Origin of the sequence: Sulfurimonas sediminis (assembly GCF_014905115.1) — a bacterium.
Classification (GTDB): domain Bacteria; phylum Campylobacterota; class Campylobacteria; order Campylobacterales; family Sulfurimonadaceae; genus Sulfurimonas; species Sulfurimonas sediminis.
Window position 1 is genome coordinate 2,253,596 of record NZ_CP041235.1, and the last position, 21,035, is coordinate 2,274,630.

Below are 21,035 nucleotides of genomic sequence, written 5' to 3' on the forward strand. Positions count from 1 at the left end.
ACTCTCAATTTTTTACAATAACTACAACAAATACAAATAATGAGCAAAAACAGATGAAGAAAAACCTGCAAGGTAAAGTTCTGAAATTATTCATCACAAAAAATGATACTGATAAAACAAGAATAAGCACCTCTCATATAGATGCCGACGAATACGGAATTCTAAATGATAAATTTTACAATAAAAATGTTCAAAGAGCTATTTTAATTACCTCTATCCAAAGCTACAATATGGCATCTGAGACAAATATAAACCTTTCAGACGGAGCACTGGGCGAAAATATTTTAATTGATATCAACCCCTACCATTTAAATGCAGGGGACACCTTTGTAATAGGTGATACCACATTGGAAATAACACAAAACTGCACGCTATGTAAAGGTTTGTCCATCATAAATCCAAAGTTACCTAAACTGCTAAAAAACGACAGAGGTATATTTGCAAAAATAATAAGTGGTCCTTGCGTAATTAAAGTCGGAGATACAGTAAGTATTTGACTCTATTAATATTATTTATATAACAATAATGATAAAGTTACACAGTAGAAATTTAATCCGTATTATGCAATAGAAAACTCAAGGAGACTAAGTGAAAAAGATATACACTCTGATAATGGTTGTTTTAGCAACGCTGTCTATAAACGGCTGTAACGGTACATATGCCTCAACACCTTCCAAACCTGTCCAAATTCAGGATGTGCAGGTTTTTACAACACACAATACAAACAAAAAGGTTACTCCCAAAACAATAGAAGCTGCTTTTGATGCCATTGGACTGAGTGTTCCCGGAAACAATGATATGAATAAGCCGTTTAAAACCAGATTTGGCAAAGTGCATTATAAAATTTACAATCTTGCTATGTATATTAACAGTGAACTCACATATAAAATTATTAGGAAGTATCCTAAATTTGGTGCATTGACACCTTTAACTATGTCTATCTGGGAAGACAAAGACGGCAATATGAATATAGCAACCCTGACACTCAACGGAATGTCAAGAGCGACAGGTGTTCCCAAATATGATCCGGATCTCGTAAAATATGCTGCTTTGATACAAACAGGACTGAAAAAAGCAATGCCAGACGGACATTTTAAAGACTTAAATCACACTGTAAAATTTCCAAAAAAATCATTTGCAATCGACTTGGTAATGGAAGTAGATCCTGAAGTTTCAATGGAAGATTTTATAGAAGACTTTGAAGCAGAATTTGAAGGTGAATTAGAGCCTTTGGGATTTTTATTTCCAAACTATACAAATCTGCAAGAAGAAATATTTGATGATTACGATTTTCATGCATATGATTTTTTTCATACATATTCTATTTGCAAATTTGATGTAATATACCCTGTTTCAAAACTGCATCCCGAAGCAGGTGCCTGGGCACCGTGCTCTTTCTATCTTTACAAGAAAAAAAATGAAACAAAGATGTATATGGGATTTTTGGGTGTTGAAAACTGGATAAATACACTCGACATACAAGACGAAGAATCTATACGTCCGTTAAAAGAAGCCCAGGGGATGATTGTCAAAATTTTAAAAGAAATGACAGAATAATTATTACAACGAAAGGTATTTTATGAATTTAAAAAGTTTTTTACTAGACTACGGAGAAAGAGTTCCGGGTTATGATGTAACCGTCATTAACGAGCGTGAGGCAAGAGCTGCCGCTGGTATACTTGGCTTGCTGGGAATGCTTGTAATTTTTATAGGAATAGGATTTGGACATGTCATCGTAGCAAGAGTCTACTTGACATTTTTATTTATTGACTTTACAGCAAGAATGATTTCTCCCAAATACTCGCCCTCTTTACTGCTGGGTAAACTGGCTGTACAAAATCAAAAACCGGAATATGTAGGCGGACTCCAAAAACGCTTTGCCTGGACTCTTGGCTGGCTCATATCGTTGCCTATGATGCAATGGTTTGTACTCAACTGGGATATTACTTTTTACAAAGTGCTCATCTGCGTACTGTGTCTTGCATTAATGTTTCTCGAAAGTGCTTTTTCGATATGTGTAGGCTGTATGATTTACAAATTTATAACAAGAAAAAGTCCAACACTCTGCCCGGGCGGAACCTGTGAAATGCGAATAAAAGAGCCTATACAAAGATTTAATCCTATACAAAAAGCAGTAGCAGGTATAACTATTATTGCCCTTATCAGCGGTATTTATCTTGCTTTGGCAAAATTAGAACCAAAGACATTTTTCGGTGCGTTTCTTCATGAAGCCGTCTTAACAAAACAACAGCTCCAAAAAGAAGAAGAATTAAAGTATCAAAAAGCAATGGAAAAAGAATTTGGAGATGATGATTTTTAAATATTATTTATAATATTTAATGACACCATCCATTTTTGAACCCATATTGAGCAGTATCATATCAGCTATAACCAAAGCGGCCATTGATTCACATACAACAGTACCGCGAATAGCAACACAGGGATCATGCCTGCCTTTGAGTGAAAAATCAACTTCCTCATTTGCCGTTGTAACAGTATGCTGCTCTTTGAAAATAGATGGCGTAGGTTTAAAATAGACATTAAGCACTATATCTTCCCCGTTACTGATACCACCGAGTATTCCACCCGAATGATTGGATTCAAATCCGTTTGCACGTATCTGATCATTGTTTTGAGAACCGTGTACCTTGGCACTCAATACCCCATCCCCAATCTCAACAGCTTTTACAGCATTGATACCCATCATAGCATCAGCTAAAACAGCGTCTAGTTTATAGTAAAGAGGCTGTCCCAAACCTACGGGTGTGCCTTTGATGACAACACGCGAAACACCACCGACAGAATCATGCGCCTCTTTTGCTTTGAGTATTGCTGCTTTTTGTGCTTCTTCTTTATTGACATCAAGTGCATAAATTACACTTTTCTTCGCACCTTCATAATTAAAATCTTCTGCCTGTATGCCTGCAACTTCACTGATACCGCTAAGCACTGTAATGCCAAGTTCTTGAAGCATTAGCTTTGCAATAGCCCCTGCTGCTACTCTTGCAGCAGTTTCTCTCGCAGAGCTGCGCCCTCCGCCTCTGTAGTCTCGTATACCATATTTGTGAAAATAGGTAAAATCTGCATGTCCGGGACGAAACACATCTTTGATATTTGTATAGTCTTTGGATTTTTGGTTTGTATTGTAGATAACCATTGCAATTGGAGTACCTGTACTTTTCCCCTCAAACACACCGCTTAAGATTTCAACCTTATCTGCTTCTTTTCTGGCGGTTTCAAATTTACTCTTTCCGGGTTTTCTTCTGTCAAGTTCACTTTGAATATATTCTTCATCAATATTCAAGCCCGCGGGAACACCATCCAAAAGACAACCTAATGCTTTTCCATGAGACTCTCCAAATGTTGAAAATCGTAATTTCATTCCAAAACTGTTCACTTTTTTTCCTTATTTAGCATATCTACAGCAACTCTCGCAGCCTCTTGTTGCGCAATTTTTTTACTCTTTCCCTTTGCTCTGGCATACTCTTTGTCTTCTATAAATACACCCACTTCAAATTCTTTTTGATGATCAGGACCGCGTGATGCCAAAACTTTATACTCCGGCGTTATCCCGAAGCGGGCCTGTGTCAATTCCTGAAGTGTTGTTTTAAAATCACGAAACAAAGAATCCAAAGAGATCTCATCATGATTTTTTTCTATTAAATCAATGGCTATTCTTCGCACTTCTGCCAAACCGGCTTCCAAATATATTGCACCCATTATAGCTTCAAAAGCATTTGAAAGCAGAGAAGATTTTTCACGCCCGCCATTATTGTCTTCAGCATTTGAAAGCAGTATGTAATCACCCAGATTCAAAGCCCGTGCCAGTTTGTCAAAACCTGTTTCATTGACCAGTGATGCCCGGATTTTGGAGAGTTTTCCTTCATCAGATGTCCGAAACTTTTTAAAAAGATACTCTCCGACCACAAGGTCCAGTACGGCATCACCCAAAAACTCCAATCGCTCATTATCGTAGGGCTGCTTATAGCTTTTATGTGTCAGCGCTTCGATAATGAGCTTTTTGTCACGAAACTCATATCCTAATTTTTCTTCCAATGTCTTTATATTTTTATGCATAAATACCTTCTCCTCATTATGTTAAAGCTTCTTTGGCTTTTTGCGCCGCTTCTTTCGCCAATACATCGCATCGCTCATTTTCTTCATGACCGTCATGTCCCCGTACCCATATGGCATGAATCTTATGCGGTTTGGCCACTTCTATATATTCTTTCCACAAATCAGGGTTCTTGACTTTTTTAAAATCTCTTTTAATCCAGTTTTGCAACCACTCATTGATTCCTTTTACCACATAAGAGGAATCAGAAATTATATCGACCTCACAAGGCTCTTTTAGAGCACGAAGTCCTTCTATTGCACCTTTGAGTTCCATTCTGTTATTTGTAGTATGAAGTTCCGAGCCTGAAAGCTCTTTTTCACTTGTACCATATCGCAAAATAACGCCATAACCTCCCGGCCCTGGATTTCCCAAGGCACTGCCGTCACTGAAAAGAGTTATTTTCTTCACTGAATTCCTTACCGTAATCTTTACTTAAACTGTATTCCACTCTTGCTGTATCTATCGCATGGCATGAACTGCAACGGCTAAAAGCAAAAGGATATGTCCCTTTGCAGTTATCACACACATACTCAAAACTGAGTGTTGCATTTGATTTTCCCTCAAGTTTTATCAGCACATCAAGCTCAAATATACTGCTGTTGTATGCAAGTTTCACATCACCTCTTGCAGTATAAAGTTCCCGCAGATAGCCATTGTCTGTAATTATATCCAAATTCAAATCTTTTGAATCACATCGCCAGAAGAGTTCTGTCAAAAGTTCACTTTTAGAGATGTCAATATTTTCCCAGGCAAGTTGCGGATTTACTTGAAAAATATAATCAAATATCAAATAAGCCAGACGATGAGCATTTTTATAGATCTCCAACAACTTTTGGACTTTTTCTTCTTTTGTCATATTCGGCGAATCAAGAGCTTCCAAAACATGTAGATACGCACGTTCAAGAATAACATCTTCTTGAAGTTCATCCAATGGCTCTAAAACTTCCAAAGCAGATTTGTAATCTTTCATATATTCATATACAAGAAGCAAATAATGTAAAGCTTCCGGTGTACGAGGATTCTTTTTCAAAATTTCTAAAAAAACATGCTTGGAACGTTCTAAAAACCCTGCTTTAAAATATGTTTTTCCAAGTAAAAACATTGTTTCTCTCGTATTTCTTTTATTTCCAAGTTTTAATATTTCATTATATATCTCTATACTTTTTTCATAATCACCGTTTTTATAGTATGCACTTGCAAGAAGCAGCCATGATTTTTCAGACAGCCCTCCTTCAGCTATTAAAATTTTCAATTCGTTATGTGATGGCAAGGTACGAAACTGTTCCAAAAATTTACTTATCTGTTTAGAGTCCTCTTTTCTTTTATATCTCCCCCACCAATAAGAAAAAAAAGTAATTATAAATATAATGGTAAAGAAAATAATAATGGAAAAAAGAGGGTCTCGAAACTCTATAAAAAAAGTATTCATGAATTATATACCACCAATCCGTAATCATTTTTCAAATTATAAAATGTTGCATCCGAAGATATTTCCAAATCCTTGATTTTCCCTAACTGTACAATGGAGTTTTTATTGACTTTAATGCCATATTCTCTGAAAAATCTTTTTACATTTACAAATTTTACATCTTCGACAAACTTATACTCAAACTCTGTATGAAGTGCCATTTTGTTGCTTACGAACAAGTGTTCATTTACATGTAACTGATCTGATGCATATTTGATTGGCAAATAACCCGAAAGATCTGTCAGAATGTTTTCAACATATTCATGTTTTTTTGGAAGTGTCTGTTTTTGAATAAAAATATATTTATTATTCAGCTTTAGTGTTGGAGTGTTTTTCCAATATTTATAGGCAGGATTAGAAATCCCCAGTTTTACATAAACCTCTTTCCAAAGCCAAAAAGAGTTTAATGTATTTGGAATATAGGACAAAATTAAACTCCTTTGTGAACTAGTATAAATATTATATAATATTTATTTAAATAGATTTATTAAGAAGCTTAAAGTGCCAAATCTGTAACAGCTCCTACAGAGCAGCTGTTACAAACTTCGTCACCACAAAACCACCTATAACCAGCCATGCAAACATCGCACCGGCAGTATACAGCGGTGCCAAACCAAGACCTTTGAATTTGGAAAAGATTGTTCCCATACCCAGTGCTGTCATTGCCATCGTTAAAAGAAAAGTATCAATTGTATTGATAGTATCAACAATAGCATGCGGTACCAAATCTAAAGAGTTAAATCCGGCCATACCTATAAAATATACTGCAAACCAAGGGATAACAAGCTGTAATTTACCACCGGATTTTCCCTCTTTTTTTGCCTGCATAGACAAATAAATTCCCAAAACAATAAGCATTGGCGCAATCATAATAACACGAGTCATTTTAACAATCACTGCAGAGTTTGCCATAATTTCAGGTGCACCCGGAATAGAAGCAGGTACAGCCACAACCTGTGCCACTTCATGAATAGTCCCGCCCGTATAGATACCAAACTGTTCCGGAGTCATATGCAAAAATCCTGTTGCCGGCTCAATAATTGATGCATACAACACAGGATACAAAAACATAGAAATTGTACCAAAGAGCACAACCATTGAAACCGCTACAGCAGTTTTATACCCTTCTGCTTTTAAAACAGGCTCTGTTGCAAGAACTGCCGCAGCACCACAGACAGAGGCACCTGCTGCTGTAAGCATTGATGTGTCTTTATCCATTTTAAACGCTTTTATACCTAAATATGTTCCCAGTAAAAAAGTCGTGGAAAGCATAATGAGTGAGACAGTAAAACCACTGAGTCCCACATCCATAATCTGCTGAAATGTTATGCGAAAACCATAAAATACGATTGCGAAACGAAGAATCTTTTTGCCTGAAAACGTAATACCGGTTCCCCATGCGCTTGGAATATGGTTATGTAAAGTATTTGCATAAAAAATACCTAATACTATACCGATAACAAGAGGAGAGATGCCAAGTGATTTGACAAATGCAATTTGCGCTATTGATGTTGCAGCAGCTGCAAATATTGCAACAAAGATGATACCTGAAACAGTACCTTTTCTATTTTCTTTTGAGAATGCCATAGTTATTACCTTTTATTATAAATTTATAAATAGAGGCGAATTATAGCAAATTTTATGCTGATGAGAAAACAAATTATTTATTTGTGAAGAATTTGATAGAAATCACACCATGGTGTGATTTCTTATTATTAAATTTATTTTGAGCCTAAAAGGACATTCTCTTTAGGAAAGACGAAGATTGTATGTCTCATTACAGAAATAAGTTTACTTGGCTTTCCGTCTTTATCCAAAGCATATGCATGAATAGTAATAGGAATAATAGTATCCTTGCGTTTGTCATCAGCCAACATTTCTGTTGTTCTGAGTGTTACAATTTTTTTCTTTTTAACACCAGGAACCACTCTAAAAGGTTTTGACGGTTTTACTATTTGAATTTTCCCTTCCATTCCTTTTGGAGGAATAACTTCAAAGAAAAATTTCATTGGTTCGTTCTCAGTATTTTGCAATAAAAAGACATAAGAATTTTCAACTGCAAATTTATTATTTGCAAGATGTTTGACAGCATAAAGTCTTGTCTCTTTGTTGATATTTAAAAGCATATGCTCTTTCGTCGTACTCATATATCCAAGTGCGAACATAAGACCCACAAGTAAAACCATATATGCTATGATTTTTGGACGAAAATATTTTGTTTTTCCTTTTTTCTCAGCTATTTCATACTCACTTGACCATGTCACGAGTGATGGTTTTCCAAGTTTGCCCATAACTGTTGTACAGGCATCAACACATTCCAGACAGTTTATACATTCAAGTTGCAGTCCCTCACGAATATCGATGTGTGTAGGACAGACAGTGACACATTTTTCACATGTCGTACATTCGGCATTTGGCTCTACTGTTTGCAACTCTTTTTGTTTTTCAAATTTTTTATGGTGATGCTCGTCGTAGATATGTCCGCCTCTGTTAAAGTCATATATCGCCATAACTGTGTGTTCATCATAGAGTACTGACTGTACACGAGAGTATGGACAGACATAAATACAAAAATTTTCTTTTAAAAATACAATGTCATAAATCAAAAATGCTGCAATCCCTACAACAAAACCAATCATTGTCAAATGCTCTCCAGGATTGCTTAGATACTGGAAAAAGGTCTCCGGCGGGACAAAATACCACATAAAATCGGCTCCTGCAATCAATGCAAGCACTGTCCATATCATAATAGCGATCGCTTTTTTGACTTTGTTTTCAGGTTTTGACATATCCGGTTCTTGTTGCTTGTTTCCGATACGCTTGCGTAAATGCAATAACTTTGTTTCAATCAAGTCACGGTAAATGACACGAAACACAGTTTGCGGACATACCCATCCACAAAAAACACGACCACCTAAAACTGTCATACCAAATATAGTAATAAAAAGAAGCATCAATAAAAATGGCATCAAATACAACTCTTGCATATCAAACTGCACAAAAGCAAGGTCCAGTTTCATTTTGTCAAAACTCAATAAAAAGAAGTGGTGTCCATTGACTTTAATCCATGGCAGCACCAAAGCCACTATTGTCGCCAACGCATAAACATAATAGCGTTTAATTCTCCAAGGGGTAGGTATCTCTATACTTTTTTTCTTTTCACTCATTTTTTCTCCTTTGATATCATTCTGGACAAATGATAGTATTAATCACTTGTTCTTCTGCATTCTCTTTGGCTTCTGGTACTAATGAACCAAATGCAACCTGTTTTAACTCTCTTGATTCTATATAATCTTTTAACGAACTTCTACTTACATTTAAAAGCCGAGCCATAGAACTCACACTCTTTCCCTCTTTTAAATACTGTAAAATTTCGTTAATGTATTTATCAAATTTAGAGCTTGACCTACTCCCTTTGGGACGACCAATCATTCGTTTTGCATCAGCTTGGATTTTTTGGCGCAACTGATCCATAAGGCCTAAAATCAACATTGCACTGCTCTCTTTGGACATTATAACGGAATGTTTAATAAAGTGTACTTTATAGTTATTTTTCATTAGGCAGCTTACCATCTGAATTAAATCTTCCATATTTGTACTCAAAACCCAAACATCATATATCAACAGTATCGCTTCTTTTTTTGATTGGAAATAAGAGGTTACATTTGTACGTTTATCTAAGCGTTTATTTTGGGAAGTTTGATCTACAAATTCTTCATTTATTGTAATCTGCTTACTAAGAGCGTAGGCATTAATATGCTGTAATTGTTCATGTGCCGCAAGAAAATTTTTATCTGGGCGGATGTATGCTATTGTCATTCGACGATAAAACCTCACTATCTTTTTAATTTCATCGCCATTATACTCTTTTTTGACGAACAAAGTCAATGATAAAATTGATTTTTTCGTCAAAAAGTTAAAAATTTATACTTTACCAGCCAATTCCAACCACCAGCATATAGCGTCTGTCTTCAATTTGTCCAATTGTCGAACCTAGCTGTTCTTGGTATGTTGCAGCCTGAAGTTTAAAAATTGCAAGCTGCATATCAAAACCTGCAGTATAAGAGCCTTTGTACAAGCCGCCGTTAAGAGTCATCATAAACCAGGAATTATCAACAAGCCCCAAACTGGCACCAATTCTTAAATGCTGCAAAAGTTCATACTCTATATTGGCATTGTCATATTGATCTTGGGAACGGTATGGGTTGTAGTTTCTCACTCTCATTTGTTGGGCGTTGAAAAGGTCTATATAGTCTACTCCTACTTTTAAATCATCAAACCATGGAATTTTCGGAGAAATGGAGACCCCGAGGTTTACCGATAAAGGCTGTGCGCCATACGCATCTTCAAAATCAAGTGTGCCTATATTCATCACACTCAAGCCCACTGCCGGATTCCATTTTTCATTGTTAAATTCGTATAAAAAGCCAACATCCAGTCCAAAACCAGAATTATCAACCTCATATGTATCTTGAAGATATTGTGCCAAATCATCTTTATTATTAACTACTTCGCCAAGATCCAATCCAGCTTCATAAGATTTTTGTGTTATATATTTAGCAGTAACACCTACAGTTAAAGAACCGTCAAGCTTATTCCCAAGTAAGGGAAGTTTTATACCCGTGTATTTTTTTGCACCTGATAAAAAAATCCCGCCATAGGCTCTGGAATGTGTCTCCAGCACTCCATTTGCACCACTGTTCGTATGTGGCATAAAGTTTGCATCTACTGCTGCCAAAATACCAAGTGAGTATGCTATGTCATTTTGTGTATGGTATGAGACAGAACTATAGTTAGAAGCAGAGGCATTAAAAGCATCCCCTGAATATTTATCCAAAGTATTAATAACCTCGCTATCTTTAGAATTACTCAAATCATCTATAAAAGTCTTTGTCTTTTCAGAAGAAGTGATACCCAAGCCTAAAAGTTCAACCTCAACACCATGACTTTTTTTAATTTTAATAAGCCCTGCAGGATTATAAAAAACAGCAGTGGAATAACCGCCAACGGCAGTATTTACTCCGCCCATTCCCATAATACGGGGATCTTTATATAAAAAAGGCTGTATTGACATATCTGCATAAACCAATGTACTTAAAGCAATAAGTGATAATGATACTATTTTTTTCATGTTCTTACTCTCCCTAGTTCCCGTTTAGATAGTTGATGATATCATCAACTGTAATATTGACATCATTACCATTGGTAATATCTTGTTTAAATTCTCTAATACTGTCTGTAATATCAGGATCATCTATAATAGCTGTGATGCTTTCCGTACCATTGTTGAATGTATCCACCAGAAGTTTTACAACATCTTCAGTTGCTCCATTCCCATCAAAGTCAACAGGACACGCATAACAACTTAAAGCTGCCGGATTTGTTATATCAATAGAACCATCTGTTTTTTCAATACCTTCACAGGCTGTTCTGTTCCCGTCACTGTCACAATAGCCATCTGTCAATACAGTTGAATTGTTTGCATCTCTTGTCGTGCTTTTGCCAAGTCTGTAAAAAAGACCATTGGTACCATAATTCACTATTACATGTGCATAGCTTTTATTACTGATGTTTACATCCTGTGCTGTTATATTCCCTTCGTTTGGTGTAAAATTACTATCAATAAGCCAAGCAAGCGCATCCATACTTGCTTTCATATCATAGGGTGTTGTATTTGTATTATTGAGTGATTCAACCAGCTTGTCAACATCGCCTGTCAGATATGTTACCGTATTTGTCGCTTTTACCGCATCATTAAAACTGATATAAAGGCATGCGTTTTCCAATCTTGAATCATTACGCAAATCTAAATTGCTTCTTGAACAAAGTTCTGAAACAGAACTGTTTGTATCTAATGATATTGCTGCAAGATAGTATTGCTGTGCCTTTGTCAAAAGCGGCAAAGAATCTGGATTTCTCTTTTTGCTTACACTTGAGATAAAAGTAGAAAAGGCATCATTCTGTGTATCGTTAGAATTTATGAGCATATCTGCAATATCGCTGACACTGTAACCGGATTTTCCCATATATACTGATGCAAGGTTCATATTAAGGTCACTTTGCGTATATGCTGTTCTGCATTCCCCTTCTAACAAAGAAATAGCCACATCGTAATTTCCGTCATCAATAGCATTTTGCACATCAATTCTACATGTAGTATCACTCCCCCCGCACCCGGACAATAACAATGCAGTTGCTATCAAAGAACTCGATAAAACTTTTTTATACATTTTAACACTCCTACTAATAAATTTCTTCATTATAACAAATTTTTTTTAAAAGCTTTACTTTTAACAAGATTTATGAAAAATTAGATCCCAGAACACCACAATCCTCTAAAAACTCAATTTTAATATTTGAGCGATAGAGTCATCCAAATCCCATCTATTGTTGATGAGTTGTTCTTGTATAGATTTTGCACCATTAAGGTGTAAAATATTCAAAATCATACTTCTAAGAATAGTCATTAAAAATGGATTTAAATGACAATTATGAGCATCTTCTAAAAGTGAATTATCTTTGTATTGATGCATGGTTTCCACTTTCCAATGGTGTAAAATTTTATTGTGAAAGAATTCTGCACTTTCATGAAAATTTGCAATACAGAATTGAATTCTAGTGCTATTAGTAATCTCGCCAGTTTTATGATTTGTTGACTCTACTTTTTTTATAACTTTTATTATTGAGCGAATATGAGTTATGCCATTATGATAAAAAGTAGTTGGTTGATATACAAACACCTTCCTATTAATCCATTCATTAGATTGTTGGACAGGTTTAGCCTTGTAAATATTTGTCGGTTTTATATCTCTTGAAATTTCATCTATTTTATCAAGTAAGGTTTTTTGATTATCTTTTACCTTGGCAATATATTTTGAACCACTATTTTCGATAGCATCAAGAGTTTTTTTGGGTATTCATTGCATCAAAAGTAAAGATAAATTCATCTCCCAATTCCCCTATCATAGCCTGAAGGGCAGGTATTTCATTCGACTTCTCTGCTATTTGTTGATGAGCAATTATTACCCCTATCTCAGATAAAACAGCACCAACTACTTCTATTGATCTCTTATCTTTGTATTTGCTGCCATTCATAACCTTGCCATCTACGCTCAGGTGCTTTCCTCTTGTATCGACATAGGTTCTTATCCATTTCCTAAAAACAACTTCAACTTCTTGGCTATCAACTTTCGCTAACACATCAGAAACCAAACTTTTCTTTGGTGTTAATATAAACTCTACACCTAATAATCTTTTAACTTGTTCTTTTTGAATATGCTTCTCTATCCAAATAGATATTTGCTTATAGTCAGTTGCTCCCATCAATCCAGCCAATACTGAAAGATATAAAATATGTTCTAGTCGGTGTCTTTTACCTTGAGGTTTCCGATAGTCTGTCACCTCTGAAAACAATTTTAAAAGTTGATTTGATTGGGCTTGATCTGCATACCCTCTTATAGAACGCTTTTTCGCTAATTTTTCTCTTGTTTTTGTTGCCATATGTAATCACTTTAGTTTTTTAGAGTTCAAGCAATTATTGTTCTTCTTTTAAATTCCTGTTTTTTTAGGATTGGGGTGATCCCAGAATTCAACAAATCAACAAAGAGTTCTTTATGCTCTTGTTTGTTACAATATAAGAATTAATTTTCTATAAAGATTTTATATATGACAACAAAACAATACATCTTGGAAACTATCAAAAAACGCCCGCTTATCATCGATGGGGCAATGGGTACACAACTGCAGCAGCGTGATGACCAAATTCCAAAAGAGGCATGGAAAGGCAACGAAGGCTGTAATGAACTCTTAAATGTGACAGCTCCTGAAATTATGAATGATATTTTTCATGCCTATCTGACTGCCGGGGCTGATTTCATCACAACCAATACCTTTGGTTCATTTTCCTGGGTTTTGGATGAATACAACATTGGTCACCGTGCGTATGAACTGACACGTGCCGGAGCAGAACTGGTAAAAAAGCAGTGTGAAGCTTTTTCAACACCGGAGCATCCCCGTTTTTGTTTGGGTTCCATAGGACCGGGAACCAAACTTCCTTCTCTTGGTCACATCACCTATGATGAGATGTATGCAGGCTATACTGAATTTTGTCTTGCCCTGATTGATGGAGGAGTTGATGTATTTCTCATTGAAACGGCGCAGGACCCACTGCAGATAAAGGCTGCCCTGCATGCTATACAAGAAGCCTGCAGACAAAAAGAGGTAGAGATTCCCATTATGGTTTCTGTAACCATCGAGCTCAGCGGAACAATGCTTATAGGGACAGATGCTGAGACAATTGCAACCATTATGGAACCCTTTGACATTCTCTCTCTTGGTTTCAACTGTGGAACAGGACCCGAACAGGTACTCAAACATGTCAAAACACTCAGTGAACTTTGGGGCAAACCAATCAGTGTGCATGCCAATGCCGGTCTGCCACAAAACCGCGGAGGCTACACTTACTACCCGATGGGACCTGATGAGTTTGTTGCACAACAGGAGAAGTTTTTAGAGTATGACGGTGTGAGCTTTTTAGGAGGATGCTGCGGAACAACACCTCAGCATATTCGCGCACTTGTTGATAAAGTCACAACAGTTACACCTAAAACACCATCAGGTTCTCAGCAAAATTCCATCGCTTCACTTTTTAACACCGTTCCTCTTATGCAAGAACCCGCACCGCTGCTTGTAGGTGAGCGTTCCAATGCAACCGGTTCAAAGGCATTCCGTGAACTGCTTTTGGCAGAAGATTATGAAGGCACCCTCTCCGTTGCCCAGCAGCAGGTTCGCGCAGGTGCGCATGTGCTTGATGTCAATGTCGGGTTTGCCGGGCGCGATGAAACAAAAGATATGACAGAAGTCATGGCAATGTACGCCCAAAAAATCGCCCTGCCCCTTATGCCTGACTCTACTCAGACCAAAGGACTTGAAACTGCCCTCAAACATATCGGAGGCAAACCGATTCTCAACTCTGTCAACCTTGAAGACGGCGAGCCGAAATTTGACGCCGTGTGTCAGTTGGCCAAAAAATTTGGTGCCAGTCTTGTCTGTCTGACGATTGATGAAAAAGGGATGGCAAAAACCGTCGAAGACAAAATCAGAGTAGCAGAGCGCATTATCGACCTCGCAACCAACCGTCACGGCATCAAAAAAGAGGACCTTGTATTTGATGTTTTGACCTTTACATTGGGCTCAGGTGATGAAGAGTATTTTGATGCGGGTATCAATACTATTGAAGCTATTCGCCAACTTCGTCAAAAACATCCGGAAGTCGGTGCAATTTTAGGGCTTTCAAATATCTCTTTCGGACTTGACAAAGATGCAAGACCCTACCTCAACTCTATGTTTTTGCATCATTGTGTCGAGGCAGGACTTACCTCGGTTATCATCAATGTCAAGCATATCATTCCACTGAATAAAATTCCAAAAGAAGATCAGGAAATTTGTGATGATTTGATTTTCAACCGCAAACCAAACGGAGAAGCGCTTTTTACCTTTATAGAACATTTTTCTTCCAAAGAGGCCGTAGACAATGATGCTGTGGATGAAGCCTATCTCAAAATGAGTGACGAAGAGAAAATCGCCAAACTCCTGATGGACGGAGACAAAGACAGAATGATTCCTCTTGTGGAGGAGGCTCGTCACAAAATTGCTCCTGAAAAAATAGTCAATGAGATTCTCATTGATGCCATGAAAGTTGTCGGTGAACTTTTCGGTTCAGGGCAGATGCAGCTTCCTTTTGTATTACAGTCAGCAGAAACCATGAAAAAAGCAGTTGACCATCTCAAACCCTATCTGCCAAAAATTGAAAAAGAGACAGATACCACACTGATACTGGGAACCGTTAAAGGCGATGTTCATGATGTCGGGAAAAATCTTGTGGATATTATTCTCTCAAACAACGGGTATAAAGTTATCAATCTTGGTATAAAAGTAGAACTTGACAGCTTTCTTGAAACATTGGAAAAATCAAACGCACAGGCTCTTGGTATGAGTGGTCTTTTGGTAAAATCGACACAGGTGATGCTTGAAAACTTGAATATTTTACAGGAAAAAGGCATTAAAATTCCGATTCTTTTGGGTGGTGCAGCTCTTACACGTGCTTTTATAGATGATTTTTGCCGACCTGCCTATGACGGCCCTATTTTTTACTGCAAAGATGCTTTTGACGGTGTCACCGCCATGAGCCGCATAGAAGCCGGTAATTTTGATACAAACCTGCATCCTGATGCACCTGAAATAGAGCGAAAAGAAGTCAAAGAGGTTATTATCCCGCCGTTGTCTGAAATCAAAATGCCCTCACGGGATGTACCCGTACCGACACCGCCGTTTTGGGGCAGACGCGAAATTAAACTTACCTCACAGCAAATTGAAATGGCTTTTGAATGGATTAACCATAAAATACTTTTCAAATCCCGCTGGGGCTACTCCTCAAAAGGCATGACAAAAGAAGCCTACCAAAAACAGCTTGATGAAGTTGTATGGCCCGCCTATGAAAAACTCAAAAAGCGTTTTATAGAAGAAAAACTTTTTGAGCCGACCATACTCTACGGCTACTGGCCGTGCAGAAGCGATGATACCTCCCTTTTGATTTTTGATGAAAGCGAAGGCTGGTTCAAAGAAGAAGATATCAACCGTGAACCGCTTGAACACATTATAGGACGCGCCAAAGAAGTTTTTACCTTTCCGCGTCAGAGAAAAAAACCACACCGCGCACTCAGTGACTTTTTTCATAACGACAGACATGATGTCATTGCCCTTACCTGTGTGAGTGCCGGCAGTAAAATCAGTGATGCAGAACGCGAAATCTATGAAAGAGGCGACTATACGGAGTATTATCAGTTTCATGGACTCGGGGTTGAACTTGCTGAAGCACTTGCCGAAATTGCCCATAAACAAATACGCCTTGATCTCAACATAGCAAAAGATGAAGGAAACACTCTAGCCGATGTACGCATGAACAGATATCAGGGAAGCCGCTACTCTTTTGGCTATGCCGCCTGCCCTGACTTGGAACTCAACCGTCCTTTGTTCAACCTTTTAAAACCCGAAGAGTTTGGAATTGAATTAAGTGAAACATTTCAAATTCATCCTGAGCAGTCAACTTCGGCTCTTGTCGTTTATCATCCTGAAGCTACATATTATAATGTGTAGCCAAAAACATCTGTAATTTTTCGCAACAGTGCAGCTGGTGGAAAAGGCAAATCGGTCAATTTATGTTGCATAAAAAATAAAAATAATACTTTAACGATCATATTTCGTTAAATGATTAAACTTAATCACCTGGTTTAACACTTTTGTGTAGTCCTCTCCCATTTCAGAATACTTATCCAGACCCTGCGTTATTTTATAGGGATCATCATACTCTAAACGCAGTTGACGAAACTTGTTATATGCCTTTCCTGTTGCAATCATTTCAAAATAGGCACGTATAGCATCTTCCAGTGTATCAAATTTTCTTAGCCATATCGTTTGTGCACCACCTCTTTTTTTACCTGCGGCAATACGTTTTTCATTTGCATTAGAACTCCACATTCCAAAAACATTGTTTGCCTCTTTGAAAAACCTCGAAGTAGCCCATGCGCTTTCCACAGCAGCCTGGGCCAATGTAATGCTTACAGGGTGCGGTTTCAAACGTGCCAACAAATCCTCATCACTTGTCGCCTTATATTTTTTTTTCAAGAACTCAATCTCTTCTCTGTTTTCTTTATTCGCGATATCTTTTGCAATTCGTTCATATCTTTGCATCAGTTCATTATGCACTTTACGCACAACAGGAACCAGCAACATCAAAAATCTCTTTTTTTTCTCTTTTACCGACAGCTGATGTGTAGCTGTTTTCTTCTTGCTCTTTTTGATGACAAGACACTCATCACTCAAGACAAGTAAAGATGAGCTTAGGCATAACATAAATACAAATTTTATCACTTCTCTTTTTTTCCAAAATATTCATAGTCCATATATTTTATCCGATTTTTAATTTCAAAGTATCTGGCAAAAAATTTTATTATGGCAAATATACTGACAATTGTTATAATCAACACTGTAATATTTACCGATACTCCCATTGTAACTGCCAACAGATAAAAGAAATAGCTTGCAAAGAAAAATGCTGTTATCTGCAAAAATAAAAAAAAGATCGGTAATATTTTTGATTTTTTTCTTCTGTCATGCATATTTCTTTTCTCCTCTTCATTTTAAGCACACTACATGTAATACCAATCCCAACCATTGTAACTGAATGCAAATAAAAGATATATAAATATCTTTTACTAACCTACCTTCTTCTGTATGAAAGAGCCTCAAGCATATGTTCTTTTTCAATCAAAACGGATTGAGACAAATCTGCTATTGTCCGAGCAACTTTTTGAATTTTTTTTATACTTCTAAATGACAAGGCAAATCTTTCTATGGCAGTCTGAAGTATTGTATTGGATGCATTGTCCATTTTGCAAAATCTCTCCAGATCCTTATCTGAAAGATGCGCATTAAACTCTTTTTGCCCACGTTTTTGGCAAAATATATGTGCTTCAATAACCGTTTTGTGCATTTCTTTTGATGAAAAGCTTGGACGATCATTTGCATTTACATGTTGCATGACCACATTTAAATCTATTCTGTCCAAAAATGGTTCAGAGAGACGATTTTTGTATTTTTGTATTTCCAAATCACTGCACCTGCACTCTTTGTGTGAATCTAATAAATTTCCGCATGGGCAAGGATTCATGGCGCCTATAAATAAAAATTTGGCAGGATACTCCACTTTAGAATTCACTCTTGAAATTCTTATTTTTCCATCCTGCATTGGCTCTCTGAGTGATTCCAAAACAGCTTTTGAAAAATGTGGTAATTCATCAAAAAACAGTATACCGTTGTTTGCAAGCCCTACCTCTCCAATCTTAGCCTTATGACTGCCCCCGCCAAAAATGCTTGCCGGTGTAGAACTGTGATGTGGATTTTTTAGTGTTCTGTGAGGTTTGAATTGTGGCTCATACCCCTCTAAAACTTCAAGCTTGGCAACATCCAGAATTTCATTCTCTGTCATGGGCGGAAGAATATAACGGAGTCTGTTTGCAATCATACTCTTCCCGCATCCGGGGCTGCCTTCAAAAATAATATTATGGAACCCTGCCGCAGCTATTAAAGCCGCTCTTTTGGCAATTTCCTGTCCTTTGACATCAATAAAATCTTCTGCATACTCTTTTGTATAATAAAACCTTTGTGCCTCTAACTGATAATACGGATAGCCAATTTCACTTTGTTCTATATTTGGCGTTGCATTCTCCTGATTTTTCAAAAGACTGACAGCCTCATTGAGACTTTTGACTCCGTAAAATGAAACATTTGGAATTTTTGACAGCTTTTGCAGTGATTCATACGGCACAACAGCTTGCGATATAAGCCCCTGATTTGCCAAAGAAAGAATTAAAGGGTAGAGCTGAATATTTTCTTTTACCTTTCCGTCAAGCCCCAGTTCACCAAAAACAAACCAGCCGTTCAAGTCCGCATCACTCTCATTCAAAAGTATAAGCAGAGCCATACTCAAATCGAACTGTGAACCCGATTTTGCAAGTTCAGACGGAGCCAGAAGAAAAGTAATTCTTTTGGGAGGAAAAGAAAAATCATTGCTCAGGAGTGCAGATTTTACCCGCTCTTTTGATTCTGTAATAGCAGTAGATGCCATCCCTACTATAGAAAACGACGGCAGCCCTTTCGTCAAGGTTGATTCCACATCAACGACTTTGGCATCTATTCCCTCATATGTTGCACAGCGAACTTTTTTCATTGAATCAACCTTCTTCTAGTTGTTTCTATCTTAGCTGAATACTTTACATGTAAGGAATAATATGACAAATTGTCATTTTATTTGCTGTTTTTTCTCTCTTTTTGCATTTTTTTATACTCTTTTTCAAACTTCTTTCGTCTTGCATAGGAGAGCTTGTCTATAAATAAAATACCTTCAAGGTGATCCATCTCATGCTGAATGGCTATAGCCAAAAGCCCATCTGCTTCGAGTGTTTTTGTGTTCCCATATCTGTCTTGATAATTTATAATAATATTTTCATATCGCTTAATATCTTCATAGAACTGGGGAACACTCAAGCAACCCTCTTGATAGGTTGTTTCTCCACTTTTATGCGTCATAACCGGATTGATAATTTCAAGCAGGTTTTCAGGGGGCTGTTCACCCTCTTCATCAGGAATATTTAAAATAAGAGCTCGAATCGGATGGCCTACCTGAATCGCCGCAAGACCTATACCGTTTGTGCTTATCATCAAAGGGTTCATGGCATCAAGCAATTCATGTAAAGAATCATCAAACTCTTTGACTTCGCAAGATTTTTCTCTCAGTCTTTTATCCGGATATTCTACTATAGTTAACTTCATCTCTTAAAAATTTTCCTGCTTTTTATGATCTTAATGAGACAGCATAATCACTGTTTTTATCTTCATACGCTTTTTGGATACCATCCATTGCACTTACTACAATCTCTTCAACAGAATTTTCAGGATTTACATCTGTCACACCGATAGAAATTTTTAGATGGATTTCTCTGTCTGCTAAAAAGAAATTAGAGTTTGAAACCAAATCACTCAGTCGCTCACTTGCCTTTTGGGCACTCTCTATATCTGTATGCTTGAGCAGCATTGCAAAGACTCCGTTCCCGTAATGTGCCACAATGTCGCTGCGTCTTGAAGTTTTTAAAAGCAGTCTTGCAATTGTTCTGGTCATCAGCAAAATTGCCTTATCATTGTTGACACTTTTCTTGAGCTCACGAGAAAGTTCTATCATAATAAGGGAACTCTTATGATTAAACTCTTTAATAAGCCCAATTTCCTGCTCAATTTTTGTAAGCAGATACCGTTTGTTATAAACTCCGAATTGATTGTCAAATATTGTCTCATTCTCAACATTTTTAACAATTTTAGCTGTATCATCATAGATTGTTTTCATTTGAGAACTTTGTGTTTTTAAAATAGAATTTAGTTTGGAAACATCCCCCTCTAAAATGCCAATTATATTCACAGCCTCTTTTTCGCTAGGTACATTACTGAGCTCTTTTTTTCTTTTTTCTAAAATTTTTATCATTAAAGACATATTTTTGTACAGGTTGGCTGTTACAGTAAGAATATGCTTGATGGAACTAAAACCCTGTTTAAGATTTTGTTCCAAAACAATAGTATTTTCATCATCATTGTTTTCTTCAAGTTCCAAAATAGAGTGTATCTGCTTGCGAAGGTTTTCACTTTTATCTTCTAGAAGTCTGTCAAAATAGAGTGAAAAGTTATTGGGAGTAGGCGGTAAATTGTCTGCAATAAGTGCGTTTAAAACCTCTTTTGCATAAATTTCGATATCACTCGAAGAACTCTCAAGATCCAGTTTTTTTATGACAGTTGTCTTTGCATTAGAGTTTTTCTGTACTTTTGATTTTAATCCACCTGCCATAT

The 21,035-nt window shown here is 36.9% G+C and carries 21 protein-coding genes; 4 read left to right on the top strand and 17 right to left on the bottom strand.

The features are described from left to right. Positions 1-53 precede the first annotated feature (53 nt). The 3 genes from FJR45_RS11995 (at position 54) to FJR45_RS12005 (ending at position 2,320) form a co-directional block, all read left to right on the top strand. The gene (locus FJR45_RS11995; protein ID WP_193150733.1) at positions 54-497 is read left to right on the top strand and encodes an MOSC domain-containing protein; all 444 of its coding nucleotides are present in this window, start codon (positions 54-56) and stop codon (positions 495-497) included. A 91-nt stretch (positions 498-588) separates the two neighbouring features. Next, on the top strand, positions 589-1,557 hold the full coding sequence (locus FJR45_RS12000) for a DUF302 domain-containing protein (RefSeq protein WP_193150734.1): 969 nt from the start codon (positions 589-591) through the stop codon (positions 1,555-1,557). 22 nt (positions 1,558-1,579) lie between these two features. Beyond that, a complete protein-coding gene (locus FJR45_RS12005; protein WP_193150735.1) occupies positions 1,580-2,320 on the top strand; it encodes a DUF4395 domain-containing protein in 741 nt (246 codons plus the stop codon). A 3-nt stretch (positions 2,321-2,323) separates the two neighbouring features. Here FJR45_RS12005 and aroC read toward each other — a convergent pair whose 3' ends face one another. From aroC to FJR45_RS12065, 12 genes are all read right to left on the bottom strand, one after another. Further along, complete coding sequence (aroC, locus tag FJR45_RS12010) at positions 2,324-3,397, bottom strand: chorismate synthase (RefSeq protein WP_193150736.1); 1,074 nt, start codon at positions 3,395-3,397, stop codon at positions 2,324-2,326. Next, positions 3,394-4,077, bottom strand: a complete 684-nt coding sequence (rnc, locus tag FJR45_RS12015) for a ribonuclease III (RefSeq protein ID WP_151899297.1) — start codon at positions 4,075-4,077, stop codon at positions 3,394-3,396. Before rnc ends, aroC begins: the two co-directional genes overlap by 4 nt. 16 nt (positions 4,078-4,093) lie before the next feature. Next, the gene (gene rnhA, locus FJR45_RS12020) at positions 4,094-4,525 is read right to left on the bottom strand and encodes a ribonuclease HI (RefSeq protein WP_193150737.1); all 432 of its coding nucleotides are present in this window, start codon (positions 4,523-4,525) and stop codon (positions 4,094-4,096) included. Beyond that, the gene (locus tag FJR45_RS12025) at positions 4,500-5,546 is read right to left on the bottom strand and encodes a tetratricopeptide repeat protein (RefSeq protein ID WP_193150738.1); all 1,047 of its coding nucleotides are present in this window, start codon (positions 5,544-5,546) and stop codon (positions 4,500-4,502) included. The genes rnhA and FJR45_RS12025 overlap by 26 nt, the downstream gene beginning before the upstream one ends. Then, the gene (locus FJR45_RS12030) at positions 5,543-6,013 is read right to left on the bottom strand and encodes a hypothetical protein (protein WP_193150739.1); all 471 of its coding nucleotides are present in this window, start codon (positions 6,011-6,013) and stop codon (positions 5,543-5,545) included. Before FJR45_RS12030 ends, FJR45_RS12025 begins: the two co-directional genes overlap by 4 nt. A gap of 94 nt (positions 6,014-6,107) precedes the next feature. After that, positions 6,108-7,172 (bottom strand): YeiH family protein, encoded by a 1,065-nt coding sequence (locus tag FJR45_RS12035; RefSeq protein ID WP_193150740.1) that lies wholly within the window; start codon positions 7,170-7,172, stop codon positions 6,108-6,110. Between the two features lie 134 nt (positions 7,173-7,306). Then, complete coding sequence (gene ccoG, locus FJR45_RS12040; protein ID WP_193150741.1) at positions 7,307-8,752, bottom strand: cytochrome c oxidase accessory protein CcoG; 1,446 nt, start codon at positions 8,750-8,752, stop codon at positions 7,307-7,309. Between the two features lie 16 nt (positions 8,753-8,768). Beyond that, positions 8,769-9,404, bottom strand: coding sequence for a recombinase family protein (locus tag FJR45_RS12045; protein WP_193150742.1), 636 nt, complete (start codon positions 9,402-9,404; stop codon positions 8,769-8,771). Positions 9,405-9,516: 112 nt separating this feature from the next. Continuing rightward, complete coding sequence (locus tag FJR45_RS12050; protein WP_193150743.1) at positions 9,517-10,716, bottom strand: PorV/PorQ family protein; 1,200 nt, start codon at positions 10,714-10,716, stop codon at positions 9,517-9,519. A gap of 13 nt (positions 10,717-10,729) precedes the next feature. After that, the gene (locus tag FJR45_RS12055) at positions 10,730-11,815 is read right to left on the bottom strand and encodes a hypothetical protein (RefSeq protein WP_193150744.1); all 1,086 of its coding nucleotides are present in this window, start codon (positions 11,813-11,815) and stop codon (positions 10,730-10,732) included. Positions 11,816-11,920: 105 nt separating this feature from the next. After that, the gene (locus tag FJR45_RS12060; protein ID WP_347402233.1) at positions 11,921-12,502 is read right to left on the bottom strand and encodes a transposase; all 582 of its coding nucleotides are present in this window, start codon (positions 12,500-12,502) and stop codon (positions 11,921-11,923) included. After that, positions 12,483-13,085, bottom strand: a complete 603-nt coding sequence (locus tag FJR45_RS12065) for an ISAs1 family transposase (protein WP_193149934.1) — start codon at positions 13,083-13,085, stop codon at positions 12,483-12,485. The genes FJR45_RS12060 and FJR45_RS12065 overlap by 20 nt, the downstream gene beginning before the upstream one ends. Positions 13,086-13,250: 165 nt before the next feature. Here FJR45_RS12065 and metH point away from each other — a divergent pair, with 165 nt between their 5' ends. Then, the gene (gene metH / locus FJR45_RS12070) at positions 13,251-16,739 is read left to right on the top strand and encodes a methionine synthase (protein ID WP_193150745.1); all 3,489 of its coding nucleotides are present in this window, start codon (positions 13,251-13,253) and stop codon (positions 16,737-16,739) included. A gap of 90 nt (positions 16,740-16,829) precedes the next feature. Here metH and FJR45_RS12075 read toward each other — a convergent pair whose 3' ends face one another. The 5 genes from FJR45_RS12075 to FJR45_RS12095 form a co-directional block, all read right to left on the bottom strand. After that, positions 16,830-17,513, bottom strand: a complete 684-nt coding sequence (locus tag FJR45_RS12075) for a glucosaminidase domain-containing protein (protein ID WP_226966436.1) — start codon at positions 17,511-17,513, stop codon at positions 16,830-16,832. Beyond that, positions 17,510-17,761, bottom strand: a complete 252-nt coding sequence (locus tag FJR45_RS12080; RefSeq protein ID WP_193150746.1) for a hypothetical protein — start codon at positions 17,759-17,761, stop codon at positions 17,510-17,512. Before FJR45_RS12080 ends, FJR45_RS12075 begins: the two co-directional genes overlap by 4 nt. Before the next feature lie 101 nt (positions 17,762-17,862). Then, on the bottom strand, positions 17,863-19,371 hold the full coding sequence (locus FJR45_RS12085; RefSeq protein WP_193150747.1) for a YifB family Mg chelatase-like AAA ATPase: 1,509 nt from the start codon (positions 19,369-19,371) through the stop codon (positions 17,863-17,865). Positions 19,372-19,448: 77 nt separating this feature from the next. Then, positions 19,449-19,973 carry a peptide deformylase gene (gene def / locus FJR45_RS12090; protein ID WP_193150748.1) on the bottom strand — a complete coding sequence of 175 codons (525 nt, stop codon included), beginning with the start codon at positions 19,971-19,973 and terminating at the stop codon, positions 19,449-19,451. 22 nt (positions 19,974-19,995) lie between these two features. After that, the gene (locus FJR45_RS12095; RefSeq protein WP_193150749.1) at positions 19,996-21,033 is read right to left on the bottom strand and encodes a GGDEF domain-containing protein; all 1,038 of its coding nucleotides are present in this window, start codon (positions 21,031-21,033) and stop codon (positions 19,996-19,998) included. Positions 21,034-21,035: the final 2 nt, after the last annotated feature.

Coding starts and splice junctions, on each gene's coding strand:
- FJR45_RS11995 (WP_193150733.1), top strand. CDS start 54: ATGAAGAAAAACCTGCAAGGTAAAGTTCTGAAATTATTCATCACAAAA.
- FJR45_RS12005 (WP_193150735.1), top strand. CDS start 1,580: ATGAATTTAAAAAGTTTTTTACTAGACTACGGAGAAAGAGTTCCGGGT.
- rnc (WP_151899297.1), bottom strand. CDS start 4,077: ATGCATAAAAATATAAAGACATTGGAAGAAAAATTAGGATATGAGTTT.
- FJR45_RS12025 (WP_193150738.1), bottom strand. CDS start 5,546: ATGAATACTTTTTTTATAGAGTTTCGAGACCCTCTTTTTTCCATTATT.
- FJR45_RS12035 (WP_193150740.1), bottom strand. CDS start 7,172: ATGGCATTCTCAAAAGAAAATAGAAAAGGTACTGTTTCAGGTATCATC.
- ccoG (WP_193150741.1), bottom strand. CDS start 8,752: ATGAGTGAAAAGAAAAAAAGTATAGAGATACCTACCCCTTGGAGAATT.
- FJR45_RS12045 (WP_193150742.1), bottom strand. CDS start 9,404: ATGACAATAGCATACATCCGCCCAGATAAAAATTTTCTTGCGGCACAT.
- FJR45_RS12050 (WP_193150743.1), bottom strand. CDS start 10,716: ATGAAAAAAATAGTATCATTATCACTTATTGCTTTAAGTACATTGGTT.
- FJR45_RS12055 (WP_193150744.1), bottom strand. CDS start 11,815: ATGTATAAAAAAGTTTTATCGAGTTCTTTGATAGCAACTGCATTGTTA.
- FJR45_RS12065 (WP_193149934.1), bottom strand. CDS start 13,085: ATGGCAACAAAAACAAGAGAAAAATTAGCGAAAAAGCGTTCTATAAGA.
- metH (WP_193150745.1), top strand. CDS start 13,251: ATGACAACAAAACAATACATCTTGGAAACTATCAAAAAACGCCCGCTT.
- FJR45_RS12080 (WP_193150746.1), bottom strand. CDS start 17,761: ATGCATGACAGAAGAAAAAAATCAAAAATATTACCGATCTTTTTTTTA.
- FJR45_RS12085 (WP_193150747.1), bottom strand. CDS start 19,371: ATGAAAAAAGTTCGCTGTGCAACATATGAGGGAATAGATGCCAAAGTC.
- def (WP_193150748.1), bottom strand. CDS start 19,973: ATGAAGTTAACTATAGTAGAATATCCGGATAAAAGACTGAGAGAAAAA.
- FJR45_RS12095 (WP_193150749.1), bottom strand. CDS start 21,033: ATGGCAGGTGGATTAAAATCAAAAGTACAGAAAAACTCTAATGCAAAG.